Source organism: Pseudodesulfovibrio sp. 5S69 (assembly GCF_037094465.1).
Lineage (GTDB): Bacteria > Desulfobacterota > Desulfovibrionia > Desulfovibrionales > Desulfovibrionaceae > Pseudodesulfovibrio > Pseudodesulfovibrio methanolicus.
Genome location: NZ_CP146609.1, coordinates 3,239,956 through 3,259,877 on the forward strand (window position 1 = coordinate 3,239,956; position 19,922 = coordinate 3,259,877).

At 64.2% G+C, this 19,922-nt stretch carries 19 protein-coding genes; 10 read left to right on the forward strand and 9 right to left on the reverse strand.

The genetic code is table 11. From position 1 onward, the window contains the following. Nucleotides 1–106: 106 nt before the first annotated feature. The gene (locus V8V93_RS15460; RefSeq protein WP_338667499.1) at nt 107–1,804 is read left to right on the forward strand and encodes a Na+/H+ antiporter NhaC family protein; all 1,698 of its coding nucleotides are present in this window, start codon (nt 107–109) and stop codon (nt 1,802–1,804) included. Nucleotides 1,805–1,882: 78 nt separating this feature from the next. On the opposite strand, the gene V8V93_RS15465 is transcribed toward V8V93_RS15460, so the two are convergent. The 5 genes from V8V93_RS15465 to V8V93_RS15485 all read right to left on the reverse strand — a co-directional run bounded on the left by V8V93_RS15465 (nt 1,883) and on the right by V8V93_RS15485 (nt 6,809). Then, nucleotides 1,883–2,362 (reverse strand): GNAT family N-acetyltransferase, encoded by a 480-nt coding sequence (locus V8V93_RS15465; protein WP_338667500.1) that lies wholly within the window; start codon nt 2,360–2,362, stop codon nt 1,883–1,885. Nucleotides 2,363–2,365: 3 nt separating this feature from the next. Next, nucleotides 2,366–3,061 (reverse strand): DNA polymerase III subunit delta', encoded by a 696-nt coding sequence (locus tag V8V93_RS15470; protein ID WP_338667501.1) that lies wholly within the window; start codon nt 3,059–3,061, stop codon nt 2,366–2,368. Between the two features lie 155 nt (nt 3,062–3,216). Continuing rightward, complete coding sequence (locus V8V93_RS15475; RefSeq protein WP_338667502.1) at nt 3,217–4,479, reverse strand: adenylosuccinate synthase; 1,263 nt, start codon at nt 4,477–4,479, stop codon at nt 3,217–3,219. 111 nt (nt 4,480–4,590) lie between these two features. Further along, nucleotides 4,591–4,983: a hypothetical protein gene (locus tag V8V93_RS15480; RefSeq protein WP_338667503.1), complete on the reverse strand. Its 393-nt coding sequence runs from the start codon at nt 4,981–4,983 to the stop codon at nt 4,591–4,593. A 155-nt stretch (nt 4,984–5,138) separates the two neighbouring features. Then, nucleotides 5,139–6,809 (reverse strand): methyl-accepting chemotaxis protein, encoded by a 1,671-nt coding sequence (locus V8V93_RS15485; protein ID WP_338667504.1) that lies wholly within the window; start codon nt 6,807–6,809, stop codon nt 5,139–5,141. A 242-nt stretch (nt 6,810–7,051) separates the two neighbouring features. Between V8V93_RS15485 and V8V93_RS15490 the strand changes: the two genes are divergently transcribed. Next, nucleotides 7,052–8,326, forward strand: a complete 1,275-nt coding sequence (locus V8V93_RS15490; protein ID WP_338667505.1) for an IMP cyclohydrolase — start codon at nt 7,052–7,054, stop codon at nt 8,324–8,326. Nucleotides 8,327–8,381: 55 nt separating this feature from the next. On the opposite strand, the gene V8V93_RS15495 is transcribed toward V8V93_RS15490, so the two are convergent. Beyond that, the gene (locus V8V93_RS15495) at nt 8,382–8,678 is read right to left on the reverse strand and encodes a SemiSWEET family sugar transporter (protein WP_338667506.1); all 297 of its coding nucleotides are present in this window, start codon (nt 8,676–8,678) and stop codon (nt 8,382–8,384) included. Between the two features lie 87 nt (nt 8,679–8,765). Here V8V93_RS15495 and V8V93_RS15500 point away from each other — a divergent pair, with 87 nt between their 5' ends. From V8V93_RS15500 to V8V93_RS15515, 4 genes are all read left to right on the forward strand, one after another. Continuing rightward, on the forward strand, nt 8,766–10,820 hold the full coding sequence (locus tag V8V93_RS15500) for a ribonuclease catalytic domain-containing protein (protein ID WP_338667507.1): 2,055 nt from the start codon (nt 8,766–8,768) through the stop codon (nt 10,818–10,820). Nucleotides 10,821–10,890: 70 nt separating this feature from the next. Further along, nucleotides 10,891–11,478 (forward strand): glycerol-3-phosphate 1-O-acyltransferase PlsY, encoded by a 588-nt coding sequence (gene plsY, locus V8V93_RS15505; RefSeq protein WP_338667508.1) that lies wholly within the window; start codon nt 10,891–10,893, stop codon nt 11,476–11,478. Between the two features lie 4 nt (nt 11,479–11,482). Next, nucleotides 11,483–12,454, forward strand: coding sequence for a cation diffusion facilitator family transporter (locus V8V93_RS15510; RefSeq protein WP_338667509.1), 972 nt, complete (start codon nt 11,483–11,485; stop codon nt 12,452–12,454). 93 nt (nt 12,455–12,547) lie between these two features. After that, nucleotides 12,548–13,117 (forward strand): hypothetical protein, encoded by a 570-nt coding sequence (locus tag V8V93_RS15515; RefSeq protein ID WP_338667510.1) that lies wholly within the window; start codon nt 12,548–12,550, stop codon nt 13,115–13,117. Between the two features lie 15 nt (nt 13,118–13,132). Here V8V93_RS15515 and hflX read toward each other — a convergent pair whose 3' ends face one another. From hflX to V8V93_RS15530, 3 genes are all read right to left on the reverse strand, one after another. Then, entirely contained in the window at nt 13,133–14,851 is a 1,719-nt protein-coding gene (gene hflX, locus V8V93_RS15520) for a GTPase HflX (protein WP_338667511.1), read from the reverse strand. Nucleotides 14,852–15,030: 179 nt separating this feature from the next. After that, nucleotides 15,031–15,627 (reverse strand): IMP cyclohydrolase, encoded by a 597-nt coding sequence (locus V8V93_RS15525; protein ID WP_338667512.1) that lies wholly within the window; start codon nt 15,625–15,627, stop codon nt 15,031–15,033. A 455-nt stretch (nt 15,628–16,082) separates the two neighbouring features. Then, nucleotides 16,083–16,646, reverse strand: a complete 564-nt coding sequence (locus V8V93_RS15530; RefSeq protein WP_338667513.1) for a tetratricopeptide repeat protein — start codon at nt 16,644–16,646, stop codon at nt 16,083–16,085. Between the two features lie 434 nt (nt 16,647–17,080). Between V8V93_RS15530 and flgB the strand changes: the two genes are divergently transcribed. From flgB to fliF, 4 genes are read left to right on the forward strand one after another with little or no spacing between them, the layout of a single operon-like run. After that, entirely contained in the window at nt 17,081–17,491 is a 411-nt protein-coding gene (gene flgB, locus V8V93_RS15535) for a flagellar basal body rod protein FlgB (RefSeq protein ID WP_338667514.1), read from the forward strand. After that, entirely contained in the window at nt 17,492–17,929 is a 438-nt protein-coding gene (flgC, locus tag V8V93_RS15540) for a flagellar basal body rod protein FlgC (protein WP_338667515.1), read from the forward strand. Between the two features lie 17 nt (nt 17,930–17,946). Further along, a complete protein-coding gene (gene fliE, locus V8V93_RS15545; RefSeq protein ID WP_338667516.1) occupies nt 17,947–18,276 on the forward strand; it encodes a flagellar hook-basal body complex protein FliE in 330 nt (109 codons plus the stop codon). 50 nt (nt 18,277–18,326) lie between these two features. Continuing rightward, on the forward strand, nt 18,327–19,922 hold the full coding sequence (gene fliF, locus V8V93_RS15550) for a flagellar basal-body MS-ring/collar protein FliF (protein WP_338667517.1): 1,596 nt from the start codon (nt 18,327–18,329) through the stop codon (nt 19,920–19,922).

Genomic DNA, 19,922 nt, shown 5'->3' on the forward strand with positions numbered 1-19,922 from the left:
ACGAATGATATATGCCTGCTCTCCATCAACGCCGCATACAATTTTGTATTTCGGCGTTGATTTCGATTATTCCGTACTCCAACGAGCATATTTCAAAGGGAACTTTATGCGTAAATCTCTCATCCTGACGGCCGCCTGCCTGGCGGCCTTTCTCATGCCCGCCCTCGCCCTGGCCGCCGATCCGGCGGTGGTCGCGGCCAACGCCGAACACTGGGGGTTGCTGACCCTGATCCCGCCGCTGCTGGCCATCGCCCTGGCCTTTGCCAGCAAGAACGTCATCCTGTCGCTGTTCATCGGCGTGTTCTCGGGCTGTTTCATGCTCGAACTGGAGGGATGGGACGTGTACCACGCCCTGATCGGCGGATTCCTGCACCTGTCCACCCAAGTCCTGACCTCGCTGGCCGACCCATGGGACGCGGGCATCGTGCTCCAGGTTCTGGCCATCGGCGGGCTCATCGCGCTGATCTCCAAGATGGGCGGGGCACAGGCCATCGCCGGGGCGATCTCCCGTTGGGCCAGGACGCCGCGCTCCTCCCAACTGGCCGCCTGGTGCATGGGCCTGTTCATCTTTTTCGACGACTACGCCAACTCCCTGACCGTGGGCCCGATCATGCGCCCGGTGACCGACCGCCTGAACGTCTCGCGCGAGAAGCTGGCCTTCATCATCGACGCCACGGCCGCGCCCATCGCGGGCATCGCCCTCATCTCCACCTGGGTAGCCTACGAGGTCGGCCTGATCCGCGACGGCTACCAGACCATCGGCATCACCGGCAACGCCTACGGCATCTTCGTCCAGACCATCCCGTTCCGGTTCTACAACATCTACATCCTGCTCTTCATCCTCCTGGCCGTGTGGCTCAAGCGCGACTTCGGGCCCATGTATGCGGCCGAGATGCGCGCCCGGACCCACGGCAAGGTGCTCGGCGACAACGCCGTGCCCATGGCCTCGGACGAGGCCACCACCCTGGAACCCGCCTCGCACGTGAAACCGTCGGTCTGGAGCGCCATCCTGCCCATCGGTACCCTCATGGTCGCCGCCTTTCTCGGCTTCTACTTCAACGGCTACCAGAACCTCGACGACCCGGCCGTACTGGCGGCCGTCAACGCCTCGCCCCTGTCCTTCACCTCCATGCGCATCTGCTTCGGGGCCTCGGACGCCTCGGTGGTCCTGTTCCAGGCCGCCCTGATCGCCTCTCTGGTGGCCATCGCCATGGCCGTGATCCGCAAAATCATGCCCCTCAAAGACGCCATCGAGACCTTTGTCACGGGCATCAAGTCCATGAACATCACCGCGGTCATCCTGCTTCTGGCCTGGTCCCTGTCCGGGATCATGAAGGAACTGGGCACGGCCACCTACCTGGTGGGCGCGCTGTCCGACGCCCTGCCCGCGTACCTGCTGCCGTCGATCATCTTCATCCTCGGCTCGATCATCTCGTTCGCCACCGGGACCTCCTACGGGACCATGGGCATCCTCATGCCCCTGACCATTCCCCTGGCCTTCGCCCTGAACCCGGCCCCGGAGTTCGTGGTCCTTTCCGTGGGCTCGGTCCTGACCGGAGCCATCTTCGGCGACCACTGCTCGCCCATCTCGGACACGACCATCCTGTCCTCCATGGGCGCGGGCTGCGACCACATCGACCACGTTCGCACCCAGCTGACCTACGCCGTGGTCGTGGCAGGCCTGGCCATCGTCACCGGCTACCTCCCGGCGGGCCTCGGCCTGCCCGTCACCCTGACCCTGCCGCTGGGCATCCTGGCCACGGCCCTGGTCATCCGCTTTGCGGGCAAGAAGGTCGACGCCTGACCGGACCGCGCACGACACAAAAAACGCCCGGATCGGTTCTCCGATCCGGGCGTTTTCCGTTGCCACGGCCATGCCGCGCTAAAAACGGTAGCGGTAGTATTTGACGTCCACGTCCATTAGCGGAACCGTATCCGGGACCTCGGCCCGGCCCACCTCCGTGAAGCCGGATTTCTCATAGAAGCGATGCGCCGCGTGGTACACGTCCACGGTACCGAGAAATATCTCACGCACCCCGCGGGCCCTGGCCCGGTCGAGCAGGGTTCGCATGAGCTTCGCGCCCACGCCGCGTTCCCTGCCCCGGTACGCCTTCTTGACGAACATCTTGCGCAGGGCGCAGACCCCGCCGCCCACATCCTTCAGCGCGATGGTCCCGATGAGCTCGTCGCCCTCGAAGGCGAGCCAGAAATCGCCCGCGCCGTATTGGTAGTAGTCCGGGATGTCGCGCAGGTCCGGCTGCTTCGCGGCCGAGGTGGCCACGCCGAATTCCGCGATCTGGATATGGGTGATGAGTTCGACGATGGCGTCGGCGTCGTGCCCGGAGTACTCGACGATGCGCAAGACCTACGCCATCCGGGTGGCGACCCAGTCGAGAACCATGGTCGGGTTGACCGGGATCTGGGTGTTCAGGGCGTCCTGGGCCTGTTCGAGAACCAGGCCGATGCGCCGCAGGTCGGCCGGGCCGTAGGCCTTGGCCATGCCCGCCGAAAGGGGCGTGGAGCAGGCGCCGGACATGGCTTCGCGCAGCTCGCGCTGCATGCCGACGACCACGTCCATGGCCAGGTTGCGGTCCACCGCGCCGCGCACCTGGGTGCGCTCGAACCAGCCCCGCCCGGTCTGCCAGAAATGGACCAGGGCCGTGGTCCATTCGGTCACCTCGGGCGGGTTCACGCGCACATCCGGCCAGGACAGGGTGACCACCCAGGAGCGGGAGACCAGGGTCTCCAGGAGCCGCTCGCGCTGGGGCGCGGCCAGGACGAAGACGTTGCCGGGCCTCGGCTCCTCCAGGGACTTCAGCAGGGCGTTGGCCGCCTCGGTCATGAACATCTGGGCCTCGGCGAAGATGGACACGCGGTAGCCGTCGCCGTTGGGCGGCTGGCCCCAGGTGGAGCGCTTCTCGCGCACGGAGTCCACCTTGATCAACCCCTCGCGGCCGTCGAAGAACAACAGGTCGTTGAAGGCCAGGTCCGCGATCTGCCTGCACGCCGGGCACTGGCCGCAGGCACGGAACCGGACGCGCAGTTCAGACGCATGGCCCAATACAGGGCGAGGGCGACGCGGGATTCCGCGTCGCCCCCCTCGATGACGATGGATTGGGGCGGGTCGTGGGCGATGGCGTTGAGCCGCCGGACCGCGTGCTCCTGCCCAACCAGGGCGGCCAGCGGATCGTCGTGCAGCGTCATGCCCGCCACTCCCTAAAAGGTCTGTACCCGGTCCGGTCCGACCGAGACGATGCCGATCTTGACGCCGGAGATCTCCTCGACGCGCTTGAGATAGTTGACCGCGTTCCCGGGCAGGTCGTCCCAACTGCGCGCGCCGGAGATATCCTCGTCCCAGCCGGGCAGGGTCTCGTACACGGGCGTGACGTAGGCCATGCCGTTCTGTTCCTGGGGCGGGTAGGCGATGGTCTCGCCCTTGTACTCGTAGCCCACGCAGAGCTTCACTTCCTTGAGGCCGGACAGAACGTCGAGCTTGGTAATGGCCAACTCGGTGGGTCCGTTCAGCCGGGCGGATTCCTTGAGGACCACCAGGTCGAGCCAGCCGCAGCGCCGCTTGCGCCCGGTGGTGGCGCCGAACTCGTGGCCGTGGGACTGGAGGTAGTCACCGTCCGCGTCCAGCAGCTCCGTGGGGAACGGGCCGCTGCCCACGCGGGTGGTGTACGCCTTGACGATGGCGATGATCCGGTCGAGCTCGCGCGGCGAACAGCCGGAGCCCGAGGCCGCGTTGGCCGTGACCGTGTTGGAGGAGGTCACGAAGGGATAGGTGCCGTGGTCGATATCCAGGTGCGTGCCCTGGGCGCCCTCGAACAGGACGCAGTCCGCGGCCTGGATGGCCGAGGACACGTCGCCGAGGTACGGCACCAGCCGCTCGGCCACGGGCATGACCTTGTCGAAGACGGCTTGGGCGTCCACGGGCTCGGCCCCGTACAGGTGCTGGAAAAGCACGTTCTTTTCTTCCAGGGCCTTGGCGATCTTGTCCTTGAGCAATTCCGGATCGGCGAAATCGCCGGCGCGGATGCCGCAGCGGTTCATCTTGTCCTCGTAGCACGGGCCGATGCCGCGCCCGGTGGTGCCGATCTTGCCGTCGGCGGACTTGGCGGACTCGCGGGCCGCGTCCATGAGACAGTGGTACGGCATGATCACGTGGGTTTTCTTGCTGATCATCACCCGGGAGGGGGCCACGTCCACGCCCTTGGCGGCGAGCTTGTCCAGCTCCTCGCAGAACACGAACGGGTCCAGGACCACGCCGTTGCCGATGAGGCACTGCTTTCCGGGGTGCAGGATGCCGGAGGGAATCAGGTGCAGGATGCACTGCTCGCCGTCGACCACCAGGGTATGCCCCGCGTTGTTGCCACCCTGGAAACGGACGATGGCGTCCGCCTTCTCGGCCAGCATATCGACGACCTTGCCTTTACCTTCGTCTCCCCACTGGGAACCGAAAACCACCATATTGGACATTGTTAGCTCCTTGAAATACCGGAATTGCGGCCCCCGGCCGGGGATGCGCGCACAAACGGTTATGTTCCGTAAATATAAACGGGTGCCTATGTCAACCGGCCGGTGCGGCGGCTACTTGCCGTTCTTGGGCGTCAGGGTGAGCAATTTGCCGCGGCGGTCTTTCTTGTCCGGCCCGGCCCCGTGATCCGCATCCCGGTCGGCGAGGTCTCCGTTCACCGGCCCGGAAGGCTTCTCCGGCGCGGTCAGGGCGGCCAGGTCGATCTCCACCGGCCCGTCGCCGGGCTGGCGGGACTGCGCCCAGTTGTAGTTGAAAAGCTGGTTCTTGAGGCGGGTGGACTGGATGAGATTGAACACCAGGACCGATTCCTCCCACCGTTTGGTGGGCTCGAAATGACGGACCTTTTCCGCGTATTTTTCCCAAAGGCTCATGAGCGAGGCCTCGTCGTAGGCATTGATCTGACGGGCGAGCTTCAAGAGCGCCTTTTCCATGTAGCTTTCTGACATCGGTGTTCCTTGATTGATGAAAAAACGCACGCCGGGATTCTTTGCATAGCAAATATTGAGCGCCCCCGCCAAGGCAAAATCGCGGTCCGTCCCGGACAAAAAAGGCCGCCCGGAAAACCGGGCGGCCGTATCGTTCGCCTGGGGCGTCGTTACCGTCAGAAGCGTTCGAAGTCGCCGTCGTCCATGTCGCCCATTTCCAGGTCCATCCCGCCGGACGGAGGCCCGGCCACCGGCTTGAGCGCGCCCCCGCCGATCGCCTTGGCCTTGGGCTTGGACACCTTGACCTTGTTGGCGGCCGGGACATAGGCCCTCCCGCCGAGCTTGAAGAAGCTGACGATCTTCTGCAACTGCACGGCCTGGGACGAGAGTTCCTCCGCCGTGGAGGCCACTTCCTCGGAAGCGGCCGCGTTCTGCTGGATGACCTTGTCCATGTCCTGGATGGCCGCGTTGACCTGGGAGCCGCCCGCGTTCTGCTCGTTGGTGGCGGCGGATATCTCCTGGACCAGCTCGGCCGTCTTCTGGATGTCCGGCACGATCTGGGCCAGCAGGGTCCCGGCCTCTTCGGCCACCTCGACGCTGGACGAAGACAATTCGCTGATCTCGGCCGCGGACGCGCCGCTGCGTTCGGCCAGCTTGCGGACCTCGGCGGCGACCACGGCAAAGCCCTTGCCGTGCTCGCCGGCGCGGGCCGCCTCGATGGCCGCGTTGAGCGCCAGCAGGTTGGTCTGGCGGGCGATCTCCTCAATGATCGAGATCTTCTCGGCTATCTGCTTCATGGCCCCCACGGTCTTGGTCACGGCCTTGCCGCCGGACTCGGTGTCGCGGGCCGCCTTGTTGGTCATGGTGTTGGTGGTCTGGGCGTTCTCCGCGTTCTGGCCGATGGACGAGGTCATCTCCTCCATGGCGGCCGAGACCTCCTCCACGGCCGAGGCCTGCTCGGTGGCGCCGTGGGACAGGTCGATGGCCGAGGAGGCCAGCTCCTCGCTGCCCGAGGTGACCTGTTCCGAGGCCAGGCTGACCTCGGAGACCACGTTGCGCAGGGCCTGCAGCATGTTGGACATGGCCTCGGTCAACTGGCCGACCTCGTCCCTGCTCCGGGACACGATGTCCACGGTCAGGTCGCCCTCGGCCATGGCGTTGGACACGGCCACGGCCTCGCGCAAAGGCCGGATGATGCCGCGCAGCACCCAGAAGACAATGAGGATCATGAGTCCCATGCCGACCACGGTGGGAATGAGAATCTGCCAGCGCAGGGAGGAGACCTGGGCTTGCACGTCATCCACGTAGATGCCCGAGCCCACGACCCAGCCCCAGGGCTTGTACAACTTGACGAAGGAGACCTTGGGCACGGGCTGGTCCGAGCCGGGCTTGGGCCACATGTAGTTGACGAATCCCTGGTCCTTGGTCTTGGCCACCTTGACCATTTCCTGGAATATATAGACGCCGTGGGGATCCTTCATGTCCGTCAGGTCCTTGCCGTTGAGTTCCGGCTTGACCCCGTGGACCACGATGACCTGGTGGAGGTCGTTGACCCAGAAATATTCCCCGCCCTTGTAGCGCAGGGTCGCGAGTTCCGCCTTGGCGGCCTCCTGCGCCGCCTCCGTGGTCATGCTCCCGGCTCCGGCCTTGGCGGCCCAGGACTCGATCACCCCGTAGGCCACCTCGACCACGCTCTGGGTGGCCACGCGCTTTTCCTGCATGAGGGAATTACCTACGACAGGCAGGAAGTATCCGAGCAGACCGGCCAGAATCAGGACAACGATGGCCAGGAAAAAACTGAGGATCTTGGTCTGCAGACCCCAGTCCTTGAAGTTGAATGCATGCATAATTCCTCCCGTACGCTGGAAATTTCAAATGCAACCGCAACAGCGGGCGGCGAACCCGATTCCTTCTGAGAGGTTCCACCTGATCCAACAATACGCCGGAATCGCGTTAGAACAATTATTATTCATCGGATATTTCAAACGAATGCTTGAATACCGGGCCGGGCCGGGCCCCAATCATTGCCCGCCTGTGGAAGGTGTGTTATGACCGCCACCTCACACGGCAACAACACGGAGTCCAAGCGATGAGCGATTTGAAGAAGATGTACCACACCTTGCAGCAGGACCCGTTCCCTGCGGACATGAAGCTGACCCTGGGCGACCAGGAACTGGTCTTCAGGAAACGGACCTGGGAGATCGACGGCGAGACCAAGGGGTTGCGCTACGGCGAGAACCCGGACCAGCCCGCCGCGCTCTACGAGCTGGCCGAGGGGCAGCTCGAAGTCGGCGGCGTGAAGTTCATCGGCGCGGGCCAGGGGCTCGTCTCCGCCCTGACCGAGGAGCATATGCTCCAGGCGGGCAAGCACCCCGGCAAGACCAACCTGACCGACGTGGACAACGCCCTGAACATCTTGCAGTACCTGTCCGCCAAACCGGCCGCGCTCATCCTCAAGCACAACAACCCCTGCGGGGCCGCCTGGACCGACAAAGGCGTGGCCGTGGCCCTGAAGCGGGCCTTCGAGGCCGACCGCATCGCCGCCTTCGGCGGGGCCGTGGTGGTCAACCGCAAGCTTGACCTGGCCACCGCCGAACTGATCAACTCCGTGTATTTCGAGGTCGTGGCCGCGCCGGAGTTCGATGCCGACGCCCTGGCCGTGCTGAAAAAGAAAAAGAACCTGCGCATCCTGGAGATTCCCGGCATCACCGAGCTGGAATCGCTGTCCCGGACGCCGTTCCTGGACATCAAGTCCCTATCCGACGGCGGCATGGTCGTGCAGTTTTCCTTCCGCAACGCCATCCTCTCCACCGAGGACTTCATCGCGGCCGAAGCCGAGAAGGACGGCAACGCCTTCGTGGCCCGCGCGCCCTCCAAGCAGGAGGCGGACGATTTGCTCTTCGCCTGGGCCGTCGAGGCCGGCGTGACCTCCAACTCCGTGATCTTTGCCCGCGACGGCGTGACCACCGCCATCGGCACCGGCGAACAGGACCGCGTGGGCTGCGTGCTCCTGGCCGTGACCAAGGCGTACATCAAGTACGCGGACCTGCTGTCCTCCAAGGAACTGGGCAAGTCCCTGTTCGAGCTCAAGCTGGCGGCCATCAAGGACCCGGAGATGAAGGAGAAGCTGGCCGACATCGAGAAGCGCACCGAAGCGGCGCGCGGCGGCCTGCCCGGCTCCGTGGTCGTCTCGGACGGCTTCTTCCCGTTCCGCGACGGCGTGGACCTGTGCATCGACCAGGGCGTGACCGCCATCGCCCAGCCCGGCGGCTCCATCCGCGATTTCGAGGTCATCCAGGCGGTCAACGAGGCCGAGCCGCAGGTGGCCATGGTCTTCACCGGCCAGCGCTCCTTCAAGCACTAGTCCGGGACGAACGAAGGAAAGTGGGCTTCGCCGGGCAGGAGTTCGGCGAGCCCTTTTATTTGGAACGGCGGCCGCTCCCCTTGCGGGGGGACTTGTCGTAGACGAGTTTCATGACCAGAATGGACGCGGCCAGGACCAGCGTGACGGCGTTGGCCAGGGTCACGGCCAGGGAACCGATACGGATGCCGTAGACCAGCCAGAGCACGACCCCCAGGGTGAACAGCAGGTACATGCGCAGGGACAGGTCCGCCACGGAGCGGGTCCGCCAGGTGTGCAGGACCTGCGGAAAAAACGCCGCCGTGGTGCAGCAACCGGCCGCAAGGCCGATGAGTTCCAGAAAATCCATCTGCATGCATCTCCCATACGCGCACGGACTTACACTGACAACCGTTTCATGCTAACCGAACCCTTAGCGCAACGAAAAAGAATCGACTGATACATGGCTAAAACAACCCCGCTCGGCCCCACGGTCCGCCCCGGAACGGTGGTGGAATTCATGCACGGCGACCAGCCGCAGCTCGCCTGGGTGCTTGAGGAATCGTCCGGCAAGCTCCGCCTGCTGACCATCAACAAGCGCGAGATGAAGCTGCCCGCCGCCCGGCTGCTGCCGTGGCACGGCCCGGTGCTGTCCGCCGACGCCTCGCGACAGGACATCCAGAACATCCTCAACGAACGCCAGGAAGCGCGCGGCGAAATCCAGGCCGGACTGGACGTCATGGAACTTTGGGAACTGTCCCAGGGCGAGGTGGAATCCGCGCCCCTGAACTGGTTCGCCGACCTGCTCTGGGAGGAGTGGGACGAGGACCGGCTGGCCGCGCTGGGCCGGGCCATGCTCCAGGCCAAGACCCACTTCAAGTTCCGCCCGCCGGTCTTCGAAATATGGCCGGCCGAAAAGGTCGAGCAAAAGCTCCGGCAACAGGCCGAGGAAAAGGAGCGGGAGGCCATCACCAGTGCCGGCCAGATCCTGCTCAAGGACCTCTGGGACGCCCACAATCAGGGACGCAAGCCGCGCCTGCCCGATCTGGACCCGGAACTGGCCGACGGGCTGGAGCGCATTCTCAAGGGCAAGGTCGGCGAGACCCTGGACGAAACCGACCGCAAGATATGGACGGCCATCTCCAAGGGGCTGCCCGACGTTCCGCACCTGGCCCTGCTCCTGGCCCAGGCCTGGGGGGTGTTGCCGGCCCACCACAACTACCGCCTGGATGAGGCCGAATACGCCTGGGACGACGCATGGTCCCAATCCTTTTCCAGTGAAATAAAAGAGATAGAAAAGGGCTTTTCCAATCAGGCTCAGACGCCGGAGATCGAGGATGCGGTTTCCATAGACGCCAGCACCACCCGGGACATCGACGACGCCTTCCGCATCGAAAAACACGGCACGGGGTATCGGCTCTCCATCGTCCTGGCCCGGCCCGAGGCCCACTGGACCTTCGGATCGGCCCTGGACAAGGCGGTCCTGCACCGGGCCACCAGCCTGTACCTGCCCGAGGGCACCAGCCACATGATGCCCGAGCGGCTCGGCACCGGGCTGTACTCCCTGCTTGCCGGGGAGGCGCGCCCGGCCCTGGTCACGGACTTTTTCCTGGCGGCCGACGGCGCCCTGGAGAAGGTCGAACCGCGCACGGCCTGGGTCCGGGTCAAGGCCAACACCACCTACGAGGACGCGGACCGGGCCATCCGGGAGCGGAGCGACGAATCCCTGATGCTGGCCCACGACCTGGCCACCCACCTCCTGGAACGGCGGCTGGCCTCGGGCGCCTGCGTCATCCGCAAGCCCGAGCCCGTCGTCACCCTCACCGGGAGCGGCGCGCAGACATCGGTCAACATAGATCTGAAGACGCCCAGCCCGCTCTCGGAGCTGATCATCAGCGAATTCATGATCCTGGCCAACTCGGGTCTGGCCCTGTGGGCGCGGGACAACGGCGTGCCCCTGCTCCACCGCACCCAGGACATCGCCCTGCCCCAGGAGGCCGCCGGCATTTTCACCGAGCCTGCCGAGATCCTGCGCTCGGTCAAATTGCTCCTGCCCCCGACCCTGGAGACCGCGCCCAAGCGGCACGCGGCCCTGGGCGTTTCGGCCTACGCGCCCATCACCTCGCCGCTTCGGCGCTACACCGATTTCATCAACATGGCCCAGGTCTGCGCCTTCCTGGCATCGGGCGAGCCGAGGCTCGACCGCGATGAGCTGGACCAGCTCATCACCCACCTGAACATGCGCATCCAGGCGGTCGGTGCGGTGCAGCGGTTCCGGCCCCGGTACTGGAAGCTGGTCTATCTCGCCAAGCGGCGGCGCGAGTTCCAGCCCGCCGTGCTGGTGGACGAGGCCGGGCCCATGGCCACCCTGGCCATGCCCCACCTCCAGGTCAACGTGCGCGCCCCCAAAAAAATGCTCGGCGACAAGCTCTATCCGGGCCAGCGCTTCCAGATCAACTTCTCGCGTATCGACCCGCTGACCAACGAAATACGCCTCGGCGAAGCCCTGGAAGAATAAGCGTACTTTTCAACATGCCGCAAAATCTGTAGTATCACGCAGCAATCGCGATTTATCAGGAGAAATCACAATGAGTTTCATTTTCTGGGCCCTGCTCGCCTATGTCCTCGGCTCCATCCCCTTCGGGCTGGTCATCGCCAAATCCGCATGCGGCATCGACCCGAGGAAGGACGGCAGCAGGAACACCGGCGCCACCAACGTGGCCCGGCTGTGCGGCATGAAGTACGGCATCGCCACCCTGGTCTGCGACGTGCTCAAAGGCCTGCTGCCCGTGATCTTCGCCGCCTCCTGGCTCGAATCCCCTTTCGCCCTGTCCCTGGTCGCCCTGGCGGCCATCCTGGGCCACGTCTTTTCCTGCTTCATGGGCTTCAAGGGCGGCAAGGCCGTGGCCACCACCGTGGGCGCGTTCCTGGGGCTGGCCTTCTGGCCCGCGCTGATCTGCATCATCCTGTGCCTGCTCATGGTCTGGCTCACCGGGCACGTGTCCATGGGCTCCCTGACCTTCGCCCTGTCCCTGCCGGTGCTCATGCTCCTGTCCGGCAACTTCGCCTTCATCCCCGTGGCCGTCGTGGTCATGCTCGTCCTGTTCTGGCGGCACAAGGAGAACATCCGTCGCCTGGCACGCGGCGAGGAAAACCCCTGGCTCAAAAAGGACTAGTCCCGTGCAGAAGGCCTCCCCCAAGCGCTACGCCGTCTACTCCATCGGGGCGTCCATCCTGACCCTGGTGCTGAAGTTCGGCGCCTGGGGGATGACCGGCTCGGTCGGCCTGCTCTCCGACGCCACCGAATCCCTGGTCAACCTGACCGCGGGCGTGCTCGCCCTGACCGCCATCACCATCGCCCTGCGCCCGGCCGACGCGGACCATGCGTACGGCCACGGCAAGGCCGAATACTTTTCGAGCGGTATCGAGGGCGTACTGATCATCGTAGCCGCCTTCGGCATCGGCTACGCGGCCATCGACCGCTTCCTCTCGCCCCAGGAACTGCATCACCTCGGCCCCGGCCTGCTCCTGGCGCTGGTCTCCTCGGTGATCAACTTCCTGGTCGCCCGGATCATGCTCCGTGCGGCCGACCGGTTCGACTCCATCACGCTCGAGGCCGACGCCAAACACCTGCTTACCGACGTCTGGACCTCGGTGGGACTGGTGGCCGGGCTGGCCGTGATCATCGTCATGCCCCAGTGGAAGCTCCTGGACCCGATCATCGCCGTGATCATGGCCGTGAACATCGTCTTCACCGGGGTCGGGCTGCTCAAGCGGTCCGTGGGCGGGCTCATGGATGACTCCCTGCCCGAAGACGAACTGCAACTCATCGCCAACGCCATTCACAGCTACACGGGCACGGAATCGTCCTTCCACGGCCTGCGCACTCGCAAGTCCGGGCCCAAGCGATTCATCGACTTTCATCTGGTGGTGCCCGGTTCCATGACCGTGCACGATTCCCATGAGCTCTGTGAACTCATCGAAGAACTCATCCACTCCAAGTTGCCACGCGCCGAGGTGACCATCCACGTGGAGCCGCTGGAAAGCGACACTTCCTATGACGGGAAGCATGTGGGCGGAGCCTGCGCGGCCAGTCTTGGCGGAGAATGTCCCATGATATCGCCTCCTCCGACGGACAAATCGGGCGAGTAGACCCTGCTCCCCCACCTCTTTCGAGGTCCATGGGCCCAGGCCCATTCTTTTGTCACGTCCTTAACCGGCCCTGCGCCGGACATGAGGTTACACATGGATATTCTGCTTCAGATATGGGGCGGGTCTTCGTACCTGCTCAACAAGATATGCTTTTCCCGGGCCGAGCGCAGCGCCACCCCGGAATCCAACAAAGCCTGGCGGCTGTGGTCATGGGGCATCTTCCTGGCCGGGCTGCCCGCCTGGGTCGCCGTCTTCATCATGGAACACAACTGGATCGCGGCCGCCGTGGAGGCGGGCGGCGCCCCGGCCATGCTCATCGGCTTCATCATCGCCCTGCACGGCCACGGCCGGGAGCCGAGATGGCTCGACTGCCTGGCCCGTTTCTCGGTGGTCTTCGGCCTGGCCGCAAGCCTCTATGATTTCGGCGGGATAACGACCCTGACCCAGGTCTTCGAACTGTGCGTGGCCGCGGGTTTCCTGATCGGCACCTACCTGTCGGCCAAGAACGACGTGCGGGGCTACTTCGGGTTCATGCTCGGCAACCTGAGCTGCGCGGCCCTGATGGGTAATCAGGGATATTACATCCTCATGGCCCAGCAGTTGGTCTCGCTAATCTTTGTGGCCGACGCCTATCGCGCCCGCCGCAGGGCGGGCCGAAAGTAATGGGCCGGGAAGGCGTCAGGCGCCCTGCTTCTCCCAGGGGAGGTTGCCGAGGATGGCCTCGACCACCGGCTCCAGGGAGGCCCGGTCCACGGCCACGGCCGGGATGCCTTCGGGGAAGACGCGGGCCATGGCTTCGCGCCCTTCCTCGTCGAGCCTGTCCCACTTGTTCAGGACCAGGATGGACGGAATCTCGTTCAGTTCCATTTCTTCGAGGATGGCGCGGACTGCCTCCACCTGCTCCTCCACCTCCGGGTGGGAGGCATCGCAGACGAGCACCAGCAGGTCGGCGGAGTCCAGCTCCTCCAGGGTGGCCCGGAAGGCCTCCTTGAGGTCCGGCGGCAACCGGCGGATGAAGCCGACCGTGTCGGTCAGGACCACCTCGCGCTCCTCGGGGAAGCGGATGCGGCGGCTGGTCGGGTCCAGGGTGGCGAAGAGCTTGTCCTCGGCCAGGACCTTGGAGCTGGTCAGGGTGTTCAACAGCGTGGACTTGCCCGCGTTGGTGTAGCCGACCAGCGAGACGATGGGCAACCCTGCCTTGGCGCGGCGCTCGCGGGTCTGGGTGCGATGCCTGCGGACCTGCTTGAGTTCGGCCTTGAGCCGGGTCAGCCGGTCGTTGGCGCGGCGGCGGTCGATCTCGAGCTTGGTCTCGCCGGGCCCGCGCCCGCCGATGCCGCCCATGAGCCGGGACATGGCCCGGTTCTTCCCCACCAACCGGGGCAGGGTGTACTTGAGCTGGGCCATCTCCACCTGGAGCTTGCCCGACTTGCTGGTGGCGTGCTGGGCGAAGATGTCCAGGATGAGCTGGGTGCGGTCCAGAATCTTGCGCTCGGTGACCTCGGCCAGGTTGCGCATCTGGGTGGGCGAAAGTTCCTGATCGAAGATGATGATCGAGGCGTTGGCCTGGAGCGCCCGGACCTCGAGGTCGGCCAACTTGCCCTTGCCCATGATGAACTTGGGGTTGCGTTTGCGCACCCGCTGAATCATGGTCCCGGCCGCAACCAGCCCGGCGGTGTCGGCCAGTTCGGCCAGCTCCTCCAGGGAAAGCTCCTGCACCGGGCGCGGGGTCTCGTCCACGCTGACCAAAAGCGCCCGGTCCTCGTCCGAGCCCAGTCCCTGGCCGTCGGCCTGACGGCCGAACTCGTCCTCGACGGCCGTGGTGACGGCTCCCAGGTCGTGCTCGAACCGGTCCCAGCGCACGGGCGGGAACAACTCGTAGCTCTTCTCGTCCGGATTGGGCGGCAGCAGGTGGGCGGCCTCCACGGCCACCGGGAACCCCTCGCGCACGGTCAGGGCGGCCACGGAATCGAGCCGCAGGAAGACCATGTCCATAAGGTCCTCCTGGCTCAGGCTCTCCTCGGCCAGGTGGGTGTGCAACAGCCGCAGGCCGCGAAGACGGCCCGAGCTCATGCGCGCCCGCGGCAGCTCCGGGATGTAGATGGACCGGTTGTCGCCGACCAGGACCATGGCCACCTTGCCCTGGCGGTCGATGAGCAGGCCGAGCTGACGGCCGGTGTCCTCTGAGAGTTCGGCCAACTCGCGGGCCTGCTCGTTGGTGTAGGCCCCGTCGGTAGGGAACTGACGCTGGTACAGGCGGGATAACCGCTTGATCTGGCTGGGCTTCAACCCTTGCAGGTTGCCCTTGGGCTTCTGGGCGATGATGACGCTCCTGGATAAGAGATGCCTGCGGCGGCCCCGAGGCCGATCACCGCAGCCGGTAAGATTCGGAAATTCCATTGTCGATCGGGGAGTTGGGACCAGTGGCCCCAACTCCCCGATCGGAGTGATTCGACTATGCACCCTCTTGCGCCGCGCGGCAATCCCCCCGGACGCCGCGCGGCGAACCCCTGCCTCCGAGGACTGAGCGAAGTCGAAAGAATGTGCAGACGGCCCGCCATCGCAGGCCGCCGTGTGTGCTAGACGTCGTTTTCGCTGAGGTATTTCGTGATCATCGCGTCGTATTCACTGGTCAGCCTGAAGGTCAGGGTGGCCATCTCCTTGCGGAATTCCAGGGTCAGACCGCCGTGCTCCTCGATCTCCTTTTGCACGGTCTCGTAGTACTTCGGATCGGGGACCACGCAGATGGAGTGGAAGTTCTTGGCCGTGGCCCGCAGCATGGTCGGGCCGCCGATGTCGATCTGCTCCACCGCCGCCTTGAGGTCCAACCCCTTGGCCACCGCGTCGGCGAAATTATACAGATTGACGCAGACCAGGTCGAAGGGTTCGATGCCGAAATCGCGCAGGGTCTCCATGTGCGCCTCGTCATCCTTGTCGGCCAGGATGCCGCCATGGATGTGCGGGTGCAGGGTCTTGACCCGGCCGCCCAGGATTTCGGGAAAATCGGTGACGTCGGACACCGAGGTGACGGGCAGCCCCGCTTCCTTCAGCATCTTCTTGGTCCCACCGGTGGACACCAGCTCGCACCCCTGATCAACCAGGAATTTGCCGAACTCGGCCAAGCCGGTTTTGTCGGTAACGGATAGTATGGCTCTCTTAACAGGCAACAGATTCATCGCAACCTCACTTGATGTTTTGAGTGCCTGTGCCAGATTTGAGGCGCAAACGCAAGGCGCGGAAGACCACGGTTTCCGGCGAAAAGAGGGCCGATTGCCCCTACTTTTTCCACAGTTGTGCATAACGCCGGCAAAGCCGGAATCAAAAACCTCCGAAAAACCGGGAACTAGTCGGACCGCCCGCCGGGCGGGGAAACGCGACGCGGCGCCCGGCCCTCGCTGCGGGGGGCTTTGGAAAACCTGCGGGGAAAACCGATTGGAGAGTGGGGAAGTAACGGACCCGACCGGGACGCGGGGAGCCCGGCACGGAAAAACGGCAAGACCGCGCAGCCTGCCGCGCGAGGGGATGGTCACGTTCGCGGCGGCCGCTCCGCCGGGCGGTCTCAAGGCTGATTTCCCGCCCCACCGCCGCAAGGGCCGCGGGACGGGAAATCAACGGGGAGGGGAGACCGTTGTCAGGACCGGAACTGGTCGAGCATTTCCTTGGCCGGGCCGTTCTCGGGATCCTTTTCCAGGATCGTCTCGAGTTCCTTGACGGCCGCGTCCTTCTGCCCGACGCAGGCGAGGCAACCGGCCAGAGAGTAGCGCACTTCGTGCTTGGCCGGATCGATTTCGAGATAATTCTCGAGGTGCGGAATGATTTCGCCGATGCGTTCCAGTTCATGACCGAGCCTGATCAGGCTGAACAGGGCGACCATGTTTTCGGGATTCATCTCGATGGCCTCGACGAACAGGGAAAAAGCGTGGTCCCTGTCGCCGTTCTCCATGCGGATGAGCGCAATCCCGGAAAGACTCTTGTCCGAAGGCTCGATCTTGTGGGCCTTCCGGTACATCAGTTCGGCGTCTTCCAGATCGCCGCGCTGGACGGCGACCGTGGCCAGCCCGAGGTACGGGTCCGGATGGACGCCGTTGGAGCTGACAGCCTTCTTGTAGTACTCCTCGGCCTTGTCCAGCTCACCCATGAACAGGTAGCATTCGCCGAGTTCCTTGTTGATTTCGTAATCCAGATGACCACTCATAGTTCCCCTCCATTTCTCCTTTGCCCGAGGGCCGGGCTGAAAAGATCTCCATGGCCGATTCGGCCGCTACCGATCTAGCAATCAATGTGCCAAGGGGTGGAATGCCCGCTTTCAGCGTCCGGCCGACAGACTTCCAACATATTGGTAAAACAACCAATTCATGCCCAGCAACCGATGGACGGCAGCCCGTGCCGCCGGGCTCCGAACCGCTTCGGGTGGAAGAAACTACCCTGTTTTTTGGCCTGGTTCGACCCGCCCCGTAGCGGGGTGACTGGCCGGGAGTCTGACGCCCGAAGGGTTGCTTTTCATGAATTCTCTTCGATTTCAAGTAGTTATTTATTTGGAACGGGAGTTGCTAAGTTTCCTGCGGACCCGGCGGAAAATCATGCCCCGCCGGCCCCCCAACCGCCACGCGAACGAAGGAGGAGCAAGGAATGCGAGGACTTTTCGAGCATCACCTCAACATAACGGAAAAGGTCATGGACCTTCGCCTGCAACGTCAAAATATCGTCACGGGCAACATCGCCAACGTGAATACGCCCGGCTTCAAGGCCCGGCGCCTGGAATTCGAAAACCAGCTCCAGGCGGCCCTGAACCAGGACTCCCTGGGCAAGCTCACCCGCACCAAGCAGGACCACCTGCCCGCCACTTTCGACGTCGACGGGTTCAAGGGCCAGGGACTGCAAGAGTTCCGCGGCCGCGAGATCTACGGCCAGGACGAGGTCAATCTGGACAAGGAAATGGCCACCAACGCCAAGAACACCATGATGTACAACGCCCTGGCCTCGGTCATCAAAAAGAGCTTCGACGGCATGACCAAGGTGATTCAGGAAGGGAGCAAGTAAATGGATCTCATGACCGCACTCGACATCGGCGCGTCCGGGCTCACGGCCCAGCGGGCGCAGTTGAACGTCATTTCCATGAACATGGCCAACATCCGGACCACCAAGACCGAGACGGGCGGCCCGTACCAGCGCAAGTCGGTCTCCTTCGAGGCCACCCCGGTCTATTCGCCCTTCGACCAGGCCATGCAGGACCAGCTCAACCGCAACCTGGAGGGGGTCAAGGTGCTGGGCGTCACCCAGGACCAGCGCCCGTTCAAACAGGTCTACGAGCCCAACCATCCGGACGCCAACGACCAGGGATACGTGTTCTACCCGGACATCAACGTGGTCGAGGAGATGGCCAACATGATGCAGACCATGCGCGGCTACGAGGCCAACGTCCAGACCATCGAGAGCGTCAAGCGGATGTTCCAGAAGGCCCTGATCATCGGTCAATAGGAAAAGGAGAAGAGTAAATGGTCGTCAAAAGCGTCGCCTTCAATGCCTATCAAAACGCCATGGACCTCCGCCGCCGCACGGTGGACTCCACGGTCGCCGAGAGCCTTAAGAAACCCCAGGCGCCCGTCACGAGCTTCCAGGACACCCTCAAGTCCTCCCTGGTCAAGGTCAACGACCTCCAGGAGACCAAGGAGACGATGATCGAGGAGTTCGCCTCCGGCAAGACCCAGAACGTGCACGAATTGATGATCTCGATGCAGAAGGCGGGCATGGCCATGCAGATGACCGGCGCCGTCCGCTCCAAGATCATGTCCGCGTACAAGGAAATCATGCAGATGCCCTTCTAGGCGTCATTGCATACGGAACACACCGCCAACGCAAGCTGGAGAAATAGAAGATGCCGCCGTTCGTCGCCGAATACTGGTCCAAAATGCAAGGGCTCTGGGCCGACCGCACCGTGTCCCAGCGTATCCTCATCGGGGGGCTGGCCGCCGCCGTGATCATCTCCTTCGCGCTGATGATCTACTGGATGAACAAGCCGGACTACCGGGTCCTGATGACCAACCTCTATCCCGAGGACGCGTCCAGGGTCGTGGCCATGCTCCAGGGCCAGAAAGAGGACTACAAGCTCGAAAACAACGGCACGACCATCCTGGTCCCGGCCGACCGCGTCTACGAGCTGCGCCTCAAGGTGGCGGGCGAAGGCAACCTGCACGGCCAGGGCATCGGCTTCGAGATTTTCGACGAGGTCCAGATCGGCCAGACCGACTTTGTCCAGCACATCAACTACCAGCGGGCGCTCCAGGGCGAACTGGCCCGCACCATCACGGAATTTCCCATCGTGGACAAGGCCAGGGTGCATCTGGTCATCCCGCAGAAGTCTCTGTTCATCGAGGACCAGATCGCGCCGTCCGCGTCCATCGTCCTCCAGCTCAAGGGCGACGGCAAGCTTGAGCCCGACGAGGTCAAGGGCATCGTCAACCTGGTGTCCATGGCCGTGGAGGGGCTCGAACCCAAGAACATCACGGTCACGGACATGAAGGGGCATCCCCTGTACACCCCGGAGGACGCGTCCACCGGCCTGGCCATGTCCAACGCCCAGCTTGAGCACAAGGCGGACGTGGAGAACAAGCTGCAACGCCGCATCCTCGAACTGCTCGGCCCGGCCGTGGGCCCGGAGAAGGTCATCGCCCGCGTCAACGCGGACCTCGATTTCAGCCAGCGCACCGTGCGCAAGGAGACCTACGATCCCAACAGCGCGGTCGTCCGCTCCGAAACCCGCAACGAGGAAACCACCAACGGCGCGGCCAATCTGGGCGCCAGCAACTCGCCCGATACCAACTTCCGCGGCGACGGCTTCACCGGCACCCAGACCACCCAGGACTCCACCCGCAACTCCCGGACCACCAACTTCGAGATCGACAAACAGGAAGAAAATATCGTAGCCCCCGTCGGGGAATTGAAACGTCTGACCGTTGCGGTTATCGTGGATGGGACGTGGCAGACGGACGCCAACGGCCAACAGGTGTACGTGCCCCGCACCACCCAGGAGATCGACCGCATCCGCACCCTGATCGAGAACGCGGTCGGCTTCGACGCGGCGCGCGGCGACACCATCGAGGTCAGCAACATCTCGTTCGGCGAACCGCAGTTGGCCAGCGGCGATTCCCTGATGCGGACCATGCTGGAATACGCCCAGCGGCTGGGCAAGCCGTTCCTGAACGGGCTGCTGATCTTCCTCTTCCTGATCCTGGTCGTCCGCCCGGTGGTCATGGCCCTGATCCGGCCGCGTGTCGCGGAGCAGGAGATCGAGGAGATGGCCGGACTGCCCGGTTCCGAGCGGCTGGCGCTGGAGGAGGAAGACATGGACGAGGAGGCCCTGGACGCATCCCGGCGGCTCGAGAACGCCAAGAACCACGCCATCCAGCTGTCCGACGAGAACCTCGACCAGGCGGTCCACCTGCTCAAAACCTGGCTTACCCAGGAGGCGTAA

Excerpts from the sequence above, each read along its gene's own strand:
- V8V93_RS15525 (WP_338667512.1), bottom strand. The coding sequence starts at position 15,627 with ATGAATCTGTTGCCTGTTAAGAGAGCCATACTATCCGTTACCGACAAA.
- V8V93_RS15490 (WP_338667505.1), top strand. The coding sequence starts at position 7,052 with ATGAGCGATTTGAAGAAGATGTACCACACCTTGCAGCAGGACCCGTTC.
- hflX (WP_338667511.1), bottom strand. The coding sequence starts at position 14,851 with ATGGAATTTCCGAATCTTACCGGCTGCGGTGATCGGCCTCGGGGCCGC.
- V8V93_RS15495 (WP_338667506.1), bottom strand. The coding sequence starts at position 8,678 with ATGCAGATGGATTTTCTGGAACTCATCGGCCTTGCGGCCGGTTGCTGC.
- V8V93_RS15475 (WP_338667502.1), bottom strand. The coding sequence starts at position 4,479 with ATGTCCAATATGGTGGTTTTCGGTTCCCAGTGGGGAGACGAAGGTAAA.
- V8V93_RS15460 (WP_338667499.1), top strand. The coding sequence starts at position 107 with ATGCGTAAATCTCTCATCCTGACGGCCGCCTGCCTGGCGGCCTTTCTC.
- fliE (WP_338667516.1), top strand. The coding sequence starts at position 17,947 with ATGGTCGTCAAAAGCGTCGCCTTCAATGCCTATCAAAACGCCATGGAC.
- V8V93_RS15500 (WP_338667507.1), top strand. The coding sequence starts at position 8,766 with ATGGCTAAAACAACCCCGCTCGGCCCCACGGTCCGCCCCGGAACGGTG.
- V8V93_RS15530 (WP_338667513.1), bottom strand. The coding sequence starts at position 16,646 with ATGAGTGGTCATCTGGATTACGAAATCAACAAGGAACTCGGCGAATGC.
- V8V93_RS15485 (WP_338667504.1), bottom strand. The coding sequence starts at position 6,809 with ATGCATGCATTCAACTTCAAGGACTGGGGTCTGCAGACCAAGATCCTC.
- V8V93_RS15480 (WP_338667503.1), bottom strand. The coding sequence starts at position 4,983 with ATGTCAGAAAGCTACATGGAAAAGGCGCTCTTGAAGCTCGCCCGTCAG.
- flgC (WP_338667515.1), top strand. The coding sequence starts at position 17,492 with ATGGATCTCATGACCGCACTCGACATCGGCGCGTCCGGGCTCACGGCC.
- plsY (WP_338667508.1), top strand. The coding sequence starts at position 10,891 with ATGAGTTTCATTTTCTGGGCCCTGCTCGCCTATGTCCTCGGCTCCATC.
- V8V93_RS15515 (WP_338667510.1), top strand. The coding sequence starts at position 12,548 with ATGGATATTCTGCTTCAGATATGGGGCGGGTCTTCGTACCTGCTCAAC.
- flgB (WP_338667514.1), top strand. The coding sequence starts at position 17,081 with ATGCGAGGACTTTTCGAGCATCACCTCAACATAACGGAAAAGGTCATG.
- fliF (WP_338667517.1), top strand. The coding sequence starts at position 18,327 with ATGCCGCCGTTCGTCGCCGAATACTGGTCCAAAATGCAAGGGCTCTGG.